Origin of the sequence: Cellulomonas sp. GbtcB1, assembly GCF_019091725.1 — a bacterium.
Classification (GTDB): Bacteria; Actinomycetota; Actinomycetes; order Actinomycetales; family Cellulomonadaceae; genus Cellulomonas.
This window is the reverse complement of record NZ_JAGXJG010000009.1, coordinates 20,314-36,636: the sequence shown is the minus strand read 5'-3', so window position 1 is coordinate 36,636 and position 16,323 is coordinate 20,314. Positions and strand designations below refer to the sequence as shown.

At 69.5% G+C, this 16,323-nt stretch carries 17 protein-coding genes; 14 read left to right on the top strand and 3 right to left on the bottom strand.

The window, feature by feature from the left end:
• Positions 1-13: 13 nt before the first annotated feature.
• Positions 14-904, bottom strand: a complete 891-nt coding sequence (locus KVT14_RS05185; RefSeq protein ID WP_217614692.1) for a hypothetical protein — start codon at positions 902-904, stop codon at positions 14-16.
• Between the two features lie 228 nt (positions 905-1,132).
• Here KVT14_RS05185 and KVT14_RS05180 point away from each other — a divergent pair, with 228 nt between their 5' ends.
• The 14 genes from KVT14_RS05180 to KVT14_RS05115 all read left to right on the top strand — a co-directional run bounded on the left by KVT14_RS05180 (position 1,133) and on the right by KVT14_RS05115 (position 14,855).
• A complete protein-coding gene (locus tag KVT14_RS05180; RefSeq protein ID WP_217614691.1) occupies positions 1,133-1,885 on the top strand; it encodes an EcsC family protein in 753 nt (250 codons plus the stop codon).
• A 192-nt stretch (positions 1,886-2,077) separates the two neighbouring features.
• Positions 2,078-2,962 carry a nuclease-related domain-containing protein gene (locus tag KVT14_RS05175; protein WP_254630433.1) on the top strand — a complete coding sequence of 295 codons (885 nt, stop codon included), beginning with the start codon at positions 2,078-2,080 and terminating at the stop codon, positions 2,960-2,962.
• Between the two features lie 96 nt (positions 2,963-3,058).
• Positions 3,059-3,379 carry a hypothetical protein gene (locus KVT14_RS05170; RefSeq protein ID WP_217614690.1) on the top strand — a complete coding sequence of 107 codons (321 nt, stop codon included), beginning with the start codon at positions 3,059-3,061 and terminating at the stop codon, positions 3,377-3,379.
• A complete protein-coding gene (locus KVT14_RS05165; RefSeq protein ID WP_217614689.1) occupies positions 3,376-4,746 on the top strand; it encodes a putative T7SS-secreted protein in 1,371 nt (456 codons plus the stop codon). The genes KVT14_RS05170 and KVT14_RS05165 overlap by 4 nt, the downstream gene beginning before the upstream one ends.
• Complete coding sequence (locus KVT14_RS05160; RefSeq protein WP_217614688.1) at positions 4,743-5,279, top strand: SMI1/KNR4 family protein; 537 nt, start codon at positions 4,743-4,745, stop codon at positions 5,277-5,279. Before KVT14_RS05165 ends, KVT14_RS05160 begins: the two co-directional genes overlap by 4 nt.
• On the top strand, positions 5,276-5,428 hold the full coding sequence (locus KVT14_RS05155; RefSeq protein ID WP_217614687.1) for a hypothetical protein: 153 nt from the start codon (positions 5,276-5,278) through the stop codon (positions 5,426-5,428). The genes KVT14_RS05160 and KVT14_RS05155 overlap by 4 nt, the downstream gene beginning before the upstream one ends.
• Positions 5,425-6,009 (top strand): hypothetical protein, encoded by a 585-nt coding sequence (locus tag KVT14_RS05150; RefSeq protein ID WP_217614686.1) that lies wholly within the window; start codon positions 5,425-5,427, stop codon positions 6,007-6,009. The genes KVT14_RS05155 and KVT14_RS05150 overlap by 4 nt, the downstream gene beginning before the upstream one ends.
• A 781-nt stretch (positions 6,010-6,790) precedes the next feature.
• Complete coding sequence (locus KVT14_RS05145; RefSeq protein WP_217614685.1) at positions 6,791-7,852, top strand: ATP/GTP-binding protein; 1,062 nt, start codon at positions 6,791-6,793, stop codon at positions 7,850-7,852.
• An 11-nt stretch (positions 7,853-7,863) separates the two neighbouring features.
• Positions 7,864-8,376 carry a hypothetical protein gene (locus KVT14_RS05140; RefSeq protein ID WP_217614684.1) on the top strand — a complete coding sequence of 171 codons (513 nt, stop codon included), beginning with the start codon at positions 7,864-7,866 and terminating at the stop codon, positions 8,374-8,376.
• 113 nt (positions 8,377-8,489) lie between these two features.
• Positions 8,490-9,665 (top strand): ROK family transcriptional regulator, encoded by a 1,176-nt coding sequence (locus tag KVT14_RS05135; protein ID WP_217614683.1) that lies wholly within the window; start codon positions 8,490-8,492, stop codon positions 9,663-9,665.
• 16 nt (positions 9,666-9,681) lie between these two features.
• Entirely contained in the window at positions 9,682-10,488 is an 807-nt protein-coding gene (locus tag KVT14_RS05130; RefSeq protein ID WP_217614738.1) for an ATP-binding cassette domain-containing protein, read from the top strand.
• 259 nt (positions 10,489-10,747) lie between these two features.
• Positions 10,748-12,295, top strand: coding sequence for a multiple monosaccharide ABC transporter ATP-binding protein (mmsA, locus tag KVT14_RS05125; RefSeq protein ID WP_217614682.1), 1,548 nt, complete (start codon positions 10,748-10,750; stop codon positions 12,293-12,295).
• 32 nt (positions 12,296-12,327) lie between these two features.
• Positions 12,328-13,623: a multiple monosaccharide ABC transporter permease gene (mmsB, locus tag KVT14_RS05120; RefSeq protein WP_217614681.1), complete on the top strand. Its 1,296-nt coding sequence runs from the start codon at positions 12,328-12,330 to the stop codon at positions 13,621-13,623.
• A 119-nt stretch (positions 13,624-13,742) separates the two neighbouring features.
• Complete coding sequence (locus KVT14_RS05115; protein ID WP_217614680.1) at positions 13,743-14,855, top strand: sugar-binding protein; 1,113 nt, start codon at positions 13,743-13,745, stop codon at positions 14,853-14,855.
• Positions 14,856-14,956: 101 nt separating this feature from the next.
• Here KVT14_RS05115 and KVT14_RS05110 read toward each other — a convergent pair whose 3' ends face one another.
• Positions 14,957-15,679, bottom strand: coding sequence for a hypothetical protein (locus KVT14_RS05110; protein WP_217614679.1), 723 nt, complete (start codon positions 15,677-15,679; stop codon positions 14,957-14,959).
• Positions 15,676-16,308 (bottom strand): helix-turn-helix domain-containing protein, encoded by a 633-nt coding sequence (locus KVT14_RS05105; RefSeq protein ID WP_217614678.1) that lies wholly within the window; start codon positions 16,306-16,308, stop codon positions 15,676-15,678. The genes KVT14_RS05110 and KVT14_RS05105 overlap by 4 nt, the downstream gene beginning before the upstream one ends.
• Between the last annotated feature and the right edge of the window lie 15 nt (positions 16,309-16,323).

Sequence of the window (16,323 nt, the reverse complement as noted above, 5' to 3'; positions counted from 1 at the left end):
CCAGCCCCCTCGGCTACGGATCGAGACGCACGAACGTCTTGCCTTCCTCCCACGCCACCGAGCAGCTGTAGCTGGCGAGCAGCTCGACGAGGTCGTCGCTCGGCCGCACGGGGACGAGGAGCGCGCGGGAGTCATGTGCGAGGAACCGGCCATAGTCCAGGACCTGACCGAGCCCGGCTCGGATGAAGGTGCGTGCTGCAGACGCCTTCGCCTCGACGAGTTCGTTGGTCGCCTTGTTGTAGACGTCGGTGAAGAGATAGCCACCGCCCGGGACCGGGATGCGGTGCCGGCACGTCTGCTGTCCCTGGCTCGACAGCCACGCTGTGTATCGGGCGACTAGCTTCGCTTCGCGCCGCACCGCCTCGCGCGGCTCGTCCGGTCGCTCCGCGGCGTACCGGTCGACATCGCTCGCTTCGACCGGTAGCTCCTCGGGGACCGAGGTATCCGCGTCAGCATCGTCCTCGTGATCCCGAACCACGCTTCCGTCCGGGATCAGCCGAAACACGAGCACGGAACGAGTCTCCTTGTTCCGGTCGAGGGCGTCTGCCCGGTAGTAGGGCAGCTGGGCGAGCTCAAACTCCCCGAGATACGTGGTGTACCGACCGGCGCTTCGGAACAGCCGCACGGAGCGCCCCAGCGCGGGCGCGTCCAATAGGGACTTGTTGCCACCGAGCGCGATGGACTGGTCACCGACCTGACCGTCGCCCGTGTAGTGGAACGTGCCGTCGTCGTGCCAGCCGTCGTACCGGTAGCCGAACGCTCGGCCCGCGGCAGGGTTGCTGAAGAGAAAGACGCTCTTTGCCTTAACCGACGGCTCCATGCCGCCGTAACGACCGCCGCCCCACCGATCGTGCAGCTCCTTGCGAAGCAGCGTTTCGCCGATCGCGAGGTCAAAGTCAGCCATGTCACGAAGGACAACACGCAGGGCGCCGCGCTACGGGCACTTTGGCGTGGCGACACCCACATGCCGACGTCGGCTACGCCGAACGAAGGGCTCGCCACTCGAACGAGTGATGGCGTGACTAGAAGACGCCGACCTATGGCCGGCTCGAGTTGGGGGATCGTCCGGCGGCGACGGGAAGTCACCCGCGTCGTCGATCTGGAACGAATGCGCTGCCGCTAGGTTCCTCGCATGGCTCAGAACCAGGACTCGGTCGCGATCGACCAGCCGCCGCTCACGACCGCCGACGGCCAGCTGCCGCCGGACCCGGACTCCGAGGACAGAGGCGACGGGTCGCGGCTCGACCAGCTGGGCCGCAAAGCTCGAGAGCTCAGCGAGAAGCTATCCACCGTGGGCATCGGCGGCCGCGGCCCTTGGAAGGGCTCCATCGAAGTGGCCGAGGAGCACCTCGCCAAGCACGGCGATGTGGACAAGGCGATCGAACGACTGATCGCCACGCATGTTCGGGTGACGACGGGAACCGGCTTCCTCGCTGGCGTCGGCGGACTCATCACGCTTCCCGTGACCGTTCCGGCCGACTTCGCGACGCTCTGGGTCACGCAGGCGCGTCTCGCCGGGGCGATCGCCCACCTCCGCGGATACGACGTTCACTCCGATGAGGTTCGCTCGATCGTCCTCATCTCGTTGATCGGTTCCTCGGCGACGGAGGCTCTCTCGCAGGCTGGGATCCAGATCGGTACGAAGTCGGCGGTCAGCGCCATCAAGCTCCTGCCGGTCCGGATGGTGCGAGAGATTAACAAGATCGTCGGCTACCGGCTGCTGACCAAGGCCGGCACGAAGGGGGTCGTGAACCTGACCAAGCTCGCACCACTTGTCGGCGGAGCTGTGGGTGGCGGCATCAACTTCGCCAGCACTCGCGCCGTCGGCACCTGGGCGAAGCGCAACTTCCCGGCTTCGGATGGCGGCGGAACGGCGAGCGAGTAGCGATCAAGACGGAGCCGCCGCACTCAACTCCGGGAGCGACGACGCTCCACGTGCAGCGACGAGTGCGGTCCACATCAGCGCGAGGCCAACGACCGTGCGAGTTGAAGTGCTCTGCCCCTCAACTGGTCGCAGACTGTTCGCGAGTCTTCATCCGCCGCACTGGATCAGGTGGTGGGCGCTGCCGATAAGTTCATGGTGATGACCGCCTCAGGCAACGACGCCACACCCCAGGCCAAGCTCATGCGCCTGCGCTATGCCGGCACGTGCGCCGGGTGCCGTACTGCGCTCGCCGCCGGGACGCACGCGGCGTACTTCCGCGACAGCCGTACCGTTCGCTGCCTCGCGTGCCACACCGGCGTTGCTCCGTCTACGGCGACCGCACCTACGACGCTCGAGGTTCAGGCGGCTCCGCGCTCTGTATCCGCCGGAACTGCCGGCACCTCCGCCCGTCGCGAGTATGAGCGCCGTTCCGCGAAGCGAGAGACACGCATCCGCGAGGCTCACCCGCGCCTCGGCGGCCTGATCCTCGCCATCTCCGAAGAACCCCGCAGCACCACCGCATGGGCACGCGGTGCTCGCGGCGAGGAGATCCTCGGGCGCAACCTCGACGGCCTCGAACCGCGCGGAGTGCGCGTCCTGCACGACCGCCGCATCCCGCGGACGCGCGCCAACATCGATCACATCGCGGTCGCCCCGACCGGCGTCCACGTGATCGACGCGAAGCGCTACAAGGGCCGTCCCGCGCTGCGTGTCGAGGGCGGGATCATCCGGCCGCGCGTCCACAAGCTGATGGTCGGCTCGCGGGACTGCACCCGCCTGGTCGACGGGATGCACAAGCAGCTCGACGTCGTACAGGAAGTCCTCGGTCGAGCAGGTTTGGAGGAGGTTCCGGTTCAGGGCGCGCTGTGCTTCGTCGACGCCGATTGGCCCCTGATCGGGGGCTCGTTCGTCATTCGCGACGTAGCCGTCCTGTGGCCGAAGAAGCTCTCGGAACGGCTGACCGCTCCGGGCGAGATGAGCCCCGCCAGGATCGCCACCGTGCACGACGCCCTGGCCCGAGCCCTGCCCCCCGCCTGATCGGCCGGCGCTGCGAGCGGTTGAATCTCACTGCGATCGCAGTTCAGGGACCCGCACGCGCTGTTAACGTACCTCCGCCGGGCAGGAGGGGGCACCATGACCAGCGACGCGGACGCCGCGCCATTTCTTCTCGTCGATACCGACGAGATGCGCAGTGCAGGCAACGCGACCTTGGCAGACTCCGATCTCGTTGAGACCGCGAGCAAGCACGTCCTGATGCCTTCCTCGTCGGAGTACGGCGCTGGCGACGTGAAAGCAGCCGCCCGACGCTTCTCGGACAGGTTCTCTTACGCTCTTCAGCAGCTCAGCGCCGAGGTCGAGCAGGCCGGCCGCACGCTGCGTGGGACCGCCGAGGCATACGAGTACATGGACACCTCGGCCGCGGACACCCTCGACCAGATCGGCCGGGCCTGGTGAGCGTCTGGTCGCTGGCGACGACCACCGACCCCGAGGCCTTGGTGAGTGGATCCGCAAGCGCCGTTCGGCGCGACGCGGACGACTTAGGCGCTCAGGCGGCGGACCTCGAGGCGATCGCGGGCACGGTGAGCGCGCGGACAATCAGCAAGTGGCAGGGTATGGCCGCCGACGAGTACGCACGCCGACGGGGCGAGCTGCGCAACCAGCTCGACGCCGTCGCCTGGGTGTATCGGTTCGCGGCCGACGCCCTCCGCTCGTATGCAGAAGTTCTCTCCTGGGGACAGGATCGGGCCCAGGTAGCGGTAGACCTGTGGGCTCGCGGGACCGCACGGACGCAGCAGCACGTCCGCGACACCGGCGCCTTCGTCCCGATACTCCCGTCGAGTGCGACACGGACCGCCATGACGTCGCTTCCCGACCCTGGCCTGGCTCTGAGGGAGCAAGCCGAAGCGGTGCTCGACGATGCTCGCTCGGTGGTGGCTGCCACATCGCGATCGGTGGCGGCCCTGCTCGACCAGCTGAGCGACGGCATGCCGGATGGCCGTTGGCACGCGGGGTCGTTCGCGGCTGGCATCTGGTCCTGGTTGACCGGCCTCGTCACGTCGGTGTGGGACTTCAGCGTGCTCCGCGTCGTGATCGACCCGGACGGCGCTGCCAGGTCGGCCGTGGCGGTCTGGGACTCGACGAGCTCCACTTACCGACTTCTCACCACGGACCCGCTCGGGGCCCCCGACATCCTGCTCGGTGGTCAATCCCGCCGGGATGACCCCGGCCGTTGGTGGGGCGAGCTCGCACCGGACATCGCTCTGACTGCCGTGGCAGGTGCGGGCGCGGCGACTCGGATCGTGTCGGGAATGCGGGCCGGAATGCGGACAGCAACGGCGGCCGAGCGTGTGACGATCGGGCGAACGGGGTTCACAGCGGAGGACCTCGCCCGCCGGACCCCGGGCGACGGGCCTGTGACGTTCGACCTCCCGGAGCGCTGGACCGCTCTCCAGGTACAGAACGCGCTGGAGCACGTCGACATCGCAAATGCGGCGCGGCTGGAGGGCTTCCTGTCGCCTGAAGGTCGAGTGTCCACGATGGGCACGCTGCGCGACGAGGCCAGCCTGGCCGCGAGGCTCGAGCGTGAGCGAGCGGCCGCGGCGGGCGAGCCATACGGTCAGCAGGTCGCGGGCCACGGGCCGGACACCACGTGGTCCGGGCAGCCCGAGCCCTGGCAGTGGCAACGGCAGGACGGCTCCGTCAACTCGTCGTTCGGCCGCCAAGCGCAGAACTACCCGATCGGCTGGAGGCCCACGGTCTTCGAGGGACGACTGCCTGATGGGACAATCGTCCGCGGAAGCTGGGATTGGAGCCCACAATGACCACTCACCCGCGCTGGGACGTCCTGATGGGCGAGATGATCCTCCGGCGGAACGCGCTCGCCGAGGCCTCGGCGGGTCGAGTCTTCGGCCCGTCGATCCCTGGACCTCGAGCCACCGAGAGCGACATCGCGGGCGCCGAGTCTCGGCTCGGGCACCCGCTCGACGCGCACCACGCCGCCCTCCTGAGGGAGGGCAATGGGTACGTCGACGTCTTCGGGTTCGGGGACTTGCTCAGCACGGACGACCTCGGGCAGGGCGACCGCTGGGCACAGGCGCAGGAGTTCCTCCTTAACTTCTACGAGTTCGGCCCGCTCGATGGGTGCCCTCCGCGTGAGGGCCTCTACCCGTTCCACGTGGGCGATGAGGACGTGTACGTCATCGACATGGGGGGTGCGCTAACCGGCGGCGGGCACCCCGTGCTCCGCCTCGCAGATCAGATCGTGGACCAGTGGCCGAACGCCTACGAGTACTGGCTGGCCGGGCTCACCACCGTCGACCGCTTCACGGCTCGCATGGCCGCAGAACCTCGGTGAGTGCGCCGACGGTGGCCCGGTTCTGGTCCGAGGTCGTCGAGGAGCCGGTGCAGACGTCTGGCGTGCCGCAGTCAGTCCTCCGGCGGGCGGACGAGTTCGACACCCTGACCCCCGACCCGCAGGGCACGATCTGTCGTCTGGACCCGTGAGCAGCGACGTGGGCACGTCGAACGTCCTGTACACCGGCCGCTGGAGCGACCAGACGCGCCTGCCCTTCCCCGGCGTCGGCTGGTACGACGAAGAACGAGCACGCCGTGACTACGACGACCCGCGTGCTTTCCTGCTGGTCGTTGACGCTGCCGAACGCCTTGACGACGACCGGCCGCGACAGCGGTGGACCATCGGATGTTCGGCCGGAGCGTTCCGCTGTGAGTTCTATACCCGGGCGGGGACCCTCTACCGGGCGATCGACTACCTGCCGCGCGACGGTCGGCTCTGGCGTGACACGACGATCGACTACCAGTATCCGGACCAGGAGAACTACTACCTCAGCGGTGTCGAATCCCTCGGGCACACCACCGCGCGCTTTTCTCCAGACGGCAGCGGCACGGTCCGGTACGTCGAGAGCTGGAACCCGGTCGGCGAGGAGGTGCAGCTGCGAGACGTTCCCGTCTCGGGGTTCTGGCTCGATCGGCCGGAATTCGGCGACTGGTCCCGGCTGTCCGACCCGATGTACGGCGTCCCCACGGAGGGCGAGGTCGACGACCATCTCACCCGCCGCCTCTCCTGACCAACGTCCCAACGGCGACGTGGTGACAGACATGACGAATGTCCTCTACACCGGCCGCTGGAGCAGCAAGACGCGACGGCCCGTCCCCGGTGTCGATCGGTACGACGAGGCCAAGCCCGCGCGATCTACGACGACCAGCGGGAGTTCCTCTGCGTCGTGAACGCAGAGGAGCGTCTGGACGATGACCGCCCTCGGCAGCGGTGGATCATCGGCGTATCCGCGACCGCTGGCTTCCGTTGCGCCTTCTTCACCCGACGACGGGAACTCTCTACCGCCAGATCGACTACACATCCCGACAGGAACGTCTGTGGCGCGAGACGCGCCATCGACTACCGCTACCCGGACGGCAGCCGCTTCTATGCGCGCGGCGTCGAGTCCCTCGGCCATACCGTGGCCCGCTTCGAACCCGACGGCAGTGGCATCGTCCGGTACGTCGAGCCTGACATCCCGGTCGGGACGCAGGTCGAGCTCCGCAACACATCCGTCTCGGGGCTCTGGCTCGATCGCCCGGAGTTCGGCGACTGGTCCCAGTTGTCCGACCCGATGTACGGCGTCCCGACCCACGACGCAGACGGTCAGCGTTCATGTCGCCCGCCGACGTGCCCAGGAGCGGCAGCACTCAGCCGCAGGAACGGCGCTTCATCCACCCCTGTCGTCGGATGCGTCGACCAGGGACGATGCCGTGCCCCCCTTCGTTAGGGCGCACCCGATCGAGATCCCCGTGATCTGCCGCGTTCCCGATAGCCTGCTGTCTGAGCCCGTGGTCCGGAGAGGTTGACACATGACCGCACATCCCATCGCCCGCCTATCGGCGGACAGTTTCGGAACGTTCTCCAAAATCGACGTTAAGTTCGCTCCCGGGCTGAATGTCATTGTGGGGGAAAACAGCGCAGGAAAGTCTCAACTACTCAAGCTGCTGTATTCGGCCACGGCGGTGCTCAGTGAGCGCGACCGACTCTCCCCCTCCGAGCCGCGACGAACCAGCACGAACACAAGCCTTGCGGCGAAACTGGTAGGCGTCTTTCGCCCGGAATCGTTGGGGCGGCTGGTAAACCGTCGGCGTGGACGAAACCGATGCGAAGTCTCGGTCGATTTCAAGAGGATGGAGAGCGCCCTCACATTCGACTTTGCGTCGTCAGCGCGAACGGAGGTAAAGGTATCCAGCGTCCCTCGGGGCTGGATCGAGGACACCCCGGTGTATTTCCCGACGCGTGAACTCCTGTCTATTTACCCGGGCTTCGCGTCGCTCTACGACGAGCGTGAGCTCGAATTCGAGGAGACCTGGCGCGACACTGCAACACTGCTCGGACGCCCGTCGCTTCGCGGGCCGCGCGAAGCTCGAGCCGCCGGGATCCTGGCGCCGATTGAAGAAGCCATGGGAGGCACAATCGCGGAGGAGAACGGGCGATTCTACTTGCGCCAACCGGGTGTCGGGACTTTTGAGATGCACCTAGTAGCGGAAGGACTACGCAAACTGGGAATGCTGGTTCGGCTCGTCACATCGGGCACGCTGCTGACGAGCGGCTATCTTTTCTGGGACGAGCCTGAAGCAAATCTGAATCCTCGCACGCTTCGCCACGTCGCCCGCACCGTCATCGAGCTGTCGCGCGCTGGCGTCCAAGTGTTCGTTGCGACACACAGCATGTTCCTCCTCCGCGAGTTCGAGATTTTGCTGTCTTCTGACAACGAGGGCCCCCGCGTGCCGACCCAGTTCATCGGTCTGAGTCGCGCTAGCGGTGGCATCGAGGTGCACTCGGGCCCGAGCACAGCGGACCTGGGCGACATCACCGCGCTCGACGAGGAACTCAATCAGAGCGACCGCTACTTTCGGCACGTCTCATGACGGTTGACGCGGTGGTCGACGGTCGCCGTTTCTCATTCCCGCCCGGTTGGCTCGTAAGCAAATACGACGAGTGGGACTACTACCGCACGAAGTTCCAAGCTTTGGCGAACTCTAAAGCTGTCGATCTCGTCGCTGTCGAGGGCGCGTCGGCGACACACCTCATCGAAGTCAAGGACTACACGCACCCCGAATCGCAGCCCGTCCCGCTTGATGAGCTGCCTTGGACCGTCGCGGCGAAATGCCGCGACACTCTGGCGGGACTCGGAGCCGCGCGGACCCAGGCGCAGCCGCCGGAGTCCACGATTGCTGACGCTGCTCTCAAAGCCGCGTCAATACGCGTAGTTCTTCACATCGAGTTGTCCACCCGTCGTGGCGGACGGCTGAGCAACCCCCGCAAGACTCTTGCCGATCTGCAGACCGCGCTCCGGCTCAAATTGAAGGCAATCGACCCGCACGCCACAGTTCAGCACGATCACACCCAGAACGCCTCGTGGAGCAGCCGTCCGGAGCCGCCAGCGCCCTGAGCGCTGAGCGCGCGGTGCTGGTCGGTCTGCCTCTTTCCTCGACCTCTAGTTCGCCGGAGTATCCTCCCGAGCACACCGCAACGGCGCAGGCAGAACGGGAGGCCCCACCCCACATGGCCGGCTCCCAGACAGCCCTGCGCGAAGCCAACCGCGCCACCGTCGTCGACACCATCCGCCGCTACGGCGGCCTCACCCAGGTCGAGCTCGCCTCCACCACGGGCCTGAGCGCCGCGACGGTCAGCAACATCGTCCGCGAGCTCCAGCAAGCGGGCGAGGTCGACGTCCGCGCCACGATCCACAACGGCCGCCGCGCCATGCTCGTCACGATGGTCCACCGCACGGGCCTGGCCGCGGGCGTCCACGTCGGCACGCGCCACATGAGCATCACCCTCACCGACTCGGCCCACCAGGTCCTCGTCGAGCAGGCCCTCCCCCTCCCCCACGAGCACCGCGCCGACACCAGCCTCGACCGCGCCGCCCTCCTCATCGTCGAGATCCTCGAGCGCGTCGGCTCCGGCCTCGACGAGCTGCTCGGCATCGGCATCGGCCTGCCCGCCCCGGTCGACGCCGCGACCGGCACCGTCTCGGTCCCCGGCATCCTGCGCGGCTGGGACGACGCCCCCGTCGCCCAGGTCATGTCGAAGCGCCTGGGCGTCCCGGTGTTCGTCGACAACGACGCCAACCTCGGCGCCCTCGCCGAGAGCCGCCTCGGTGCCTCCCGGCACTTCCAGGACTCCGTCTACGTCCGCGCCTCCCACGGCACCGGCGCCGGTATCTCCCTGCACCAGAACCTGCATCGCGGCTTCGCCGGCACCGCGGGCGAGATCGGCCACGTCCAGGTCGACGCCCAGGGCCACGTCTGCCTGTGCGGGAGCCGCGGCTGCCTCAACACCGTCGTGGGCGCCCCCGCCCTCATCGAGGTCCTCCGCGCCTCCCGCGGAAGCCTCACGCTCAGAGACATCGTCGCCCTCGCCAACGACGGCGACCCCGGCTGCCGCCAGGTCGTCGAGGACGCCGGCGCCACCATCGGCGCCGTCGTCGCGGGCCTGGCGATCGCCGTGAACCCGCAGTGCGTGGTGGTCGGCGGCGAGCTCGCGGAGACCGGCGAGCTGCTGATCGGCCCCATGCGCGAGGCGATCCGCCGCCGGGTGCCGCTCAACCACATCGCGCCGCTCGAGGTGGTCGCCGCGGAGCTCGGCCCGAACGCCGAGGTCATGGGCGCGGTGCTGCTCGCGCTGGAAAACACCCGCACCACCCTCCCCACATACGCCCGGCCGGACGGAGACTGAGACCGTGGCACTCGACGTGGAGTGGACGACGACGCAGCAGCAGGGCCGATCGAAGCCCGGCGGCCCGCCCCTGCTCGCCCTGCGCAAGGTCACCAAGCGGTTCGGCGCCGTCGAGGCGCTGACCGACGCGGACCTCACCGTGCACGCGCACGAGGTCGTCGCGCTGGTCGGCGACAACGGGGCCGGGAAGTCGACGCTCGCCAAGATCATCTCCGGCGTGCTCCAGCCCGACAGCGGCACCATCGAGATCGACGGCGACCCCGTCGCCATCCCCAACCCCGCCGGCGCGCACGCCCTCGGCATCTCGACGGTGTTCCAGGACCTCGCACTGTGCGAGAACCTCAGCGTCGCGGCGAACATCTTCCTCGGCCGCGAGCTGCGCGCGTCGAAGCGCAGCCCGATGGACATCGACGGCATGGAGCTGGCGTCCGCGCAGATCCTCCGGGACCTGACGATCACGGTGCCGTCGGTCCGGACGCCGGTGCGCGAGCTGTCGGGCGGGCAGCGGCAGGCCGTCGCCATCGCCCGGACGCTCACGACGCGGCCGCGGATCCTCGTGCTCGACGAGCCCACCGCCGCGCTGTCCGTCGTGCAGACCGCCGAGGTGCTGATGCTGGTCGAGCGGCTGCGCGAGATGGGCCTCGGCGTCGTCATCATCAGCCACAACCTGGCCGACCTGCGGGCGGTGTCCGACCGGATCGAGGTGCTGCGGCACGGCCGGAACAACGGCTCGTTCGACGCGGCGACGTCGGCGCCGGAGGAGATCATCGGCGCCATCGCCGGGGCCACCCGGGCCGTCCGCCCGGCGTGGGCGACGCGCTAGCCCGGCTTCGACCACCGCACGCGATTGCCTTCAGAAGTTGTGGGCAATGCCGTTGCCGGGCCCGAGCAAGCGCCCGCCTCGCCCCGGTTCGCCCAGATCCCTACCGCTTGACCCGCGTCCGGTTGCGATTCAGTAACGCGCTGTCTCTCGGTTGCCTTCAGAGGTTGACGGGAAGGTCCGGCCGGTCCTAGCGTCCACCGCGAGCTCGACAGACCGGCACCGACGCCGGCCGTGCAGCGCGGCACAGAGAGCAGGCACGATGCTGGACACCCCCGTCGTCCTCGAGATGAGGTCGATCACCAAGACCTTCCCCGGCGTGAAGGCGCTGGACCAGGTCCGGATGACGGTGCGCGAGCGCGAGATCCACGCGATCTGCGGCGAGAACGGCGCCGGCAAGTCGACGCTGATGAAGATCCTGTCCGGGGTGTACCCGCACGGCACGTACGAAGGCGAGATCGTCTACCAGGGCGAGGAGGTCCGGTTCAAGGACATCAAGTCCAGCGAGCGGGCCGGCATCGTGATCATCCACCAGGAGCTGGCGCTCATCCCCGAGCTGTCGATCGCGGAGAACATCTTCCTCGGCAACGAGGTCGCCGGGCCGCTCGGCATCGACTGGGACGCCACCCGCGAGAGGGCGGCGGAGCTGCTCGCCCGGGTCGACCTGAACATCTCCCCCGACGAGCAGGTCAAGAACATCGGCGTCGGCCAGCAGCAGCTCGTGGAGATCGCCCGGGCGCTGGCCAAGGACGTGAAGCTGCTCATCCTCGACGAGCCCACGTCGGCGCTGAACGAGGAGGACTCCGCGCACCTGCTGGACCTGCTGCGCGACCTCCGCGCGAAGGGCATGACCAGCATCATGATCAGCCACAAGCTCAACGAGATCGCCGCCATCTCCGACTCGATCACGATCATCCGGGACGGCAAGACCGTCGAGACGCTGGACGCCGGCGCGGGCGAGGTCGACGAGGACCGGATCATCCGCGGCATGGTCGGCCGGTCGCTCGACCACCGGTTCCCGGACCACACGCCGACCATCGGCGAGACGTTCTTCGAGGTGCGGGACTGGTGGGTCGAGCACCCGACGGTCGCGGACCGGATGGTCTGCAAGGGGTCGGCGTTCGAGGTCCGGCACGGCGAGATCGTCGGCTTCGCCGGGATCATGGGCGCCGGCCGCACCGAGCTCGCGCGGTCGATCTTCGGCCGGTCGTACGGGCGGTTCCGCGGCGGCGAGATCCTCATCGACGGCGAGCCGGTCGAGCTGCACACCGTCCAGCAGGCCATCGACCACAAGATCGCGTACGTCCCGGAGGACCGGAAGGTCCAGGGCCTCAACCTGCTGGACAGCATCCTCGACACCATCGTGTCGGCCGACCTGCGGCGGATCACCAAGCGCCGGGTCCTCGACACCGACCTGGCGTTCCTGGCCTCCGAGCACTACCGGAAGTCGCTGAACATCCGGACGCCGTCGGTCCGGCAGGGCGTCGCCAAGCTGTCGGGCGGCAACCAGCAGAAGGCGCTGCTCGGGAAGTGGATGTTCCCGGAGCCGGACCTGCTCATCCTCGACGAGCCGACCCGCGGCGTCGACGTCGGCGCGAAGTACGAGATCTACGGCCTCGTGCAGCGCCTCGCCGACGCGGGCAAGGGCGTCGTCGTCATCTCCTCCGAGCTGCCCGAGCTGCTCGGCCTGTGCGACCGGATCTACACGATCTTCGAGGGCCGGGTCACCGGCGTCCTCGACCGGGAGCAGGCCGACCAGGAGTCGCTGATGCGGCTGATGACCGGCACCAGCCCGGCGCTCACGAACTGATCCAGCGGAACCCGACGAAGGACTACCGGACGATGACGTCTCTCAAGCAGCTGTTCGGCGGCGGCGCCCGCCAGTTCGGCATGGTGTTCGCGCTGATCGCGCTGGTGATCATCTTCCAGATCGCGACCGGCGGGAAGGTGCTCACGCCGACCAACGCGCAGAACATCATCAACGGCAACTCGTACGTGCTGATCCTGGCGATCGGCATGGTGCTGGTGATCATCGCCGGGCACATCGACCTGTCGGTCGGGTCCGTGGCCGCGGTGGTCGGCATCATCGTGGCGCTGGCGATCCGCGACTGGGGCATCCCCTGGTGGGCGGGCATCCTGCTCGGCCTGGCCGTCGGCGCGGCGATCGGCGCCTGGCAGGGGTTCTGGGTCGCCTACGTCGGCATCCCGGGCTTCATCACCACGCTCGCCGGGATGATGTTCTTCCGCGGCGCGAACCAGTACATCGGCAAGTCGAACACCGTCCCGGTCCCCGAGGAGATCCAGACGCTCGGCGCCGGCTACCTGCCCGAGTGGGGCCCGAACACCGGCCTGAACAACTGGACGCTGCTGCTCGGCATCCTCGCGATCGCGGGCGTCGTCTACGGCGAGCTCCGCAAGCGCCGCTCCGCCCGCCGCCTCGGCGGCACCCCGGTCCCGCTGTGGGTGTCGATCACGCGGATGGTCGCCCTCGGCGCCGTCATCGCCTACGCCACGGTGCTGTTCGGCAGCGGCCGCGTCGGCACGTCGTTCCCGGTCTCCGGCGTCATCCTCGGGGTCCTGGTCCTGCTGTACGGCTTCGTCTCGAGCCGCACGATCACCGGCCGGCACGTGTACGCGGTCGGCGGCAACAAGGTCGCGGCGGCGCTGTCCGGCGTCAACATCCGCCGCACCAACTTCTTCGTCATGATGAACATGTCCGTGCTGGCGGCGCTGGCCGGCATCGTCTTCATCGGCCGGTCGACCGCCTCCGGGCCGTTCGACGGCACGAACTGGGAGCTCGACGCGATCGCCGCGGTGTTCATCGGCGGCGCGGCGGTCTCCGGCGGCGTCGGCACCGTCGTCGGGTCGCTCATCGGCGGCCTGGTGATGGCGGTGCTGAACAACGGCCTGCAGCTCATGGGCGTCGGCTCCGACAGCACCCAGATGATCAAGGGCCTGGTGCTGCTCGCCGCGGTCGCCTTCGACGTCTACAACAAGGTCCAGGGCCGGCCGTCGATCGTCGGGCTGCTGATGAAGGGCGCCCGGCGCGGCCGACCCACGGACCCCGGCCCGGACGACAGCACCGCCGGGACCGGCGCGGTGCCGGTGTCGCAGAACGAGACGCTGGCGCGGAGCTGAGCGGGCGCCGCCGGCGCCGACCCCCTGAACCCACACCTGTCCTCCATCGTGCCGACCCCCGGTACGACGCTCGACCGCACCCGACGACGGGTGCCCAACCAGGAAGAGTGACACCACCCATGAAGAAGCTGACTGCGGCGCTGGTCGCCGCCGGGGCCGCCGGAGCACTGCTCCTGTCCGGCTGCTCGTCCGAGCGTGGCGGGTCGTCCACCGAGGAGACCGCCGGGTCGTCCGAGAGCGGCGGCGGCGGCTTCGCGGCCGACGCCACCATCGGCGTCGCCCTGCCGCAGAAGACGTCGGAGAACTGGGTGCTCGCCGAGCAGCTGTTCAAGGACGGGCTGACCGAGGCCGGGTACAACCCGATCGTGCAGTTCGCGAACAGCGGCGTCACCGAGCAGCAGAACCAGATCCAGGCGATGACCGAGCAGGGCGCCAGCGTGATCGTCGTCGGCGCGATCGACGGCTCGCAGCTGGGCTCCCAGCTCGAGGCGGCGGTCGACTCCGGCGCCCACGTCATCGCCTACGACCGCCTGGTGAAGAACACCGACGCCGTCGACATGTACGTGGCGTTCGACAACTACCAGGTCGGCGTCCTGCAGGGGCAGGCGCTGCTCGAGGGCCTCGCCGAGCGCAAGGGCGAGGGCCCGTACAACATCGAGCTCATCGCCGGCTCCCCCGACGACGCCAACTCCACGCCGTTCTTCGAGGGCGCCATGAGCGTCCTGCAGCCGAAGATCGACGACGGCACCCTGGTCGTCGTCTCCGGCCAGACCTCGTTCGAGCAGGTCGCGACGCAGGGCTGGAAGGCCGAGAACGCGCAGAAGCGCATGGACACGATCCTCGCCGGCTCGTACGGCTCCGAGGAGCTCGACGGCGTCCTGTCGCCGAACGACACCCTCGGCCGCGCGGCGCTCACGTCCGTGTCGCAGGCCGGCAAGGAGACCCCGGTCGTCACGGGCCAGGACTCCGAGGTCGAGTCGGTGAAGTCGATCATGGCCGGCGAGCAGTACTCGACGATCTACAAGGACACCCGCGAGCTCGTGGCGCAGACGATCAAGGAGATCCAGGCGCTGCAGAAGGGCGAGGACCCGGAGATCAACGACACCGAGTCCTACGACAACGGGGTCAAGGTCGTGCCCTCGTTCCTGCTGACGCCCGTGATCGTGACGAAGGAGAACGCGGCCGACGTGTACAAGGACGACGACACCCTGGCGCCGCTGACGCAGGGGTGACGGCGAGCGGCGTCCGGTAGGGCGGCGGTCGAGGCGAGGGGCGGGCCCGTGCGGTGGGTCCGCCCCTCGCGGCGTGCGGGGGGTGCGGGGCGCGCGGGGGGTCAGGCGTCGAGGAGGTCCTGCAGCGTCGCGACGCCCTCCGCCGCGCCGTCCACCCGGAGCACCGTCCGCCGGTCGTCCGCGAGCGCCGCGAGCATGCCGCGGAGGTAGCGGCGGTCCCGCGGGCCTGCCTCGTCGATCCGGTCGGACGGCGCGATCAGGGTCGTGAGGACCGCGAAGTCCGCGCGGTGCCGTGCCCGGGCCTGGTCGAGGACCACGGTGTGCGCCGCCGCCTTCGCGACGAGGGCGCCGAGCAGGTTCGGCCTCCGGACCCGCCCGGCGACGCCGGCCACCTCTACCGCGACGGCGGCGCTCCGGTCCAGCGCCTGCTGCGCGGCCGGCGTCTCGAGCGTCGTCCCGCCGCGCACCCCGCGGCGTGTGGCCGCGCGCTCCCCCACCCGGCGCGGGATGAGGACGTCGATCTGCGCCGGCCCGCGCGTCCAGCGGTGCTGGTGCCCGGCCGGGCTCGTCCCCGCCGACGTGAACCCCAGCGCGACGAGCACGCTGGTGAACCGGTGCAGGATCCGGCCGTCGGCCCGGACGTCCAGCACGGCGTCCAGGTCGTCGGTGGGCCGCGCCGGGGCGGCGCCCCGCTCGGCGCAGTGCAGGTGCACCATCTGGCCGCCGACGAGCGTCCAGCAGCCGGGCAGCCGGTCGTGCACCTCGAGGAGCGCGTGCCACCCGGCCGTCTGCGCGACGGTCATGGGCGGCAGCGCGATGGTCACGCGGCCCGCACCACCTGGGCGATCAGCTCGCTCGCGCGAGCCAGCTCGCGCGGGCCGTCGTGCTCGGCGAGGTCGGCGGCGAGCACCAGCGGCGGGACCGGGTCGGCGGGGAGCACCTCGACGACGTGCAGGACGACGTCGGGGCGGCCGGTCGCGGGGCGCAGCAGGTGTCGCCGGCGGACCGCGTCGAGGTCGTCGCGGAGGACGTAGCCCTCGGCGAGGTCGGCGGCGCTGATGCCCGCGCGGGGGTCGGAGAGGCCGGAGCGGACGACGGCCGGGTCGTCGAGCACGCCGCCGGGCTCGCGGGTGGCGAACAGGAGCCGATCGCCGCGCGCCGCCGCCCACGACGCGAGGAGGGTCTCCGGGGACGGATCGGACCGGAGCCGGTCGCGGCGGTCGCGCCACCTGCCAGGCCGTGCACCGGGCGCCTGGTCCGCGGCGAGCAGGAGCCACGCCTCGGTCGGGCTGAGCGGTCGGCTGCGGCGCGGCGCGATCGGGAGCGAGGCGCCGTCGACGAGCCACTGCGACCCCACGCGGCGGGCGCGGATCCGCCCCGAGGCGACGAGCTGGCGCACGCGGCGGTCACTGACGCCGAGCGCGTCGGCTGCCTCCCGGACGGACACCTCCATGACCACATGTCTACC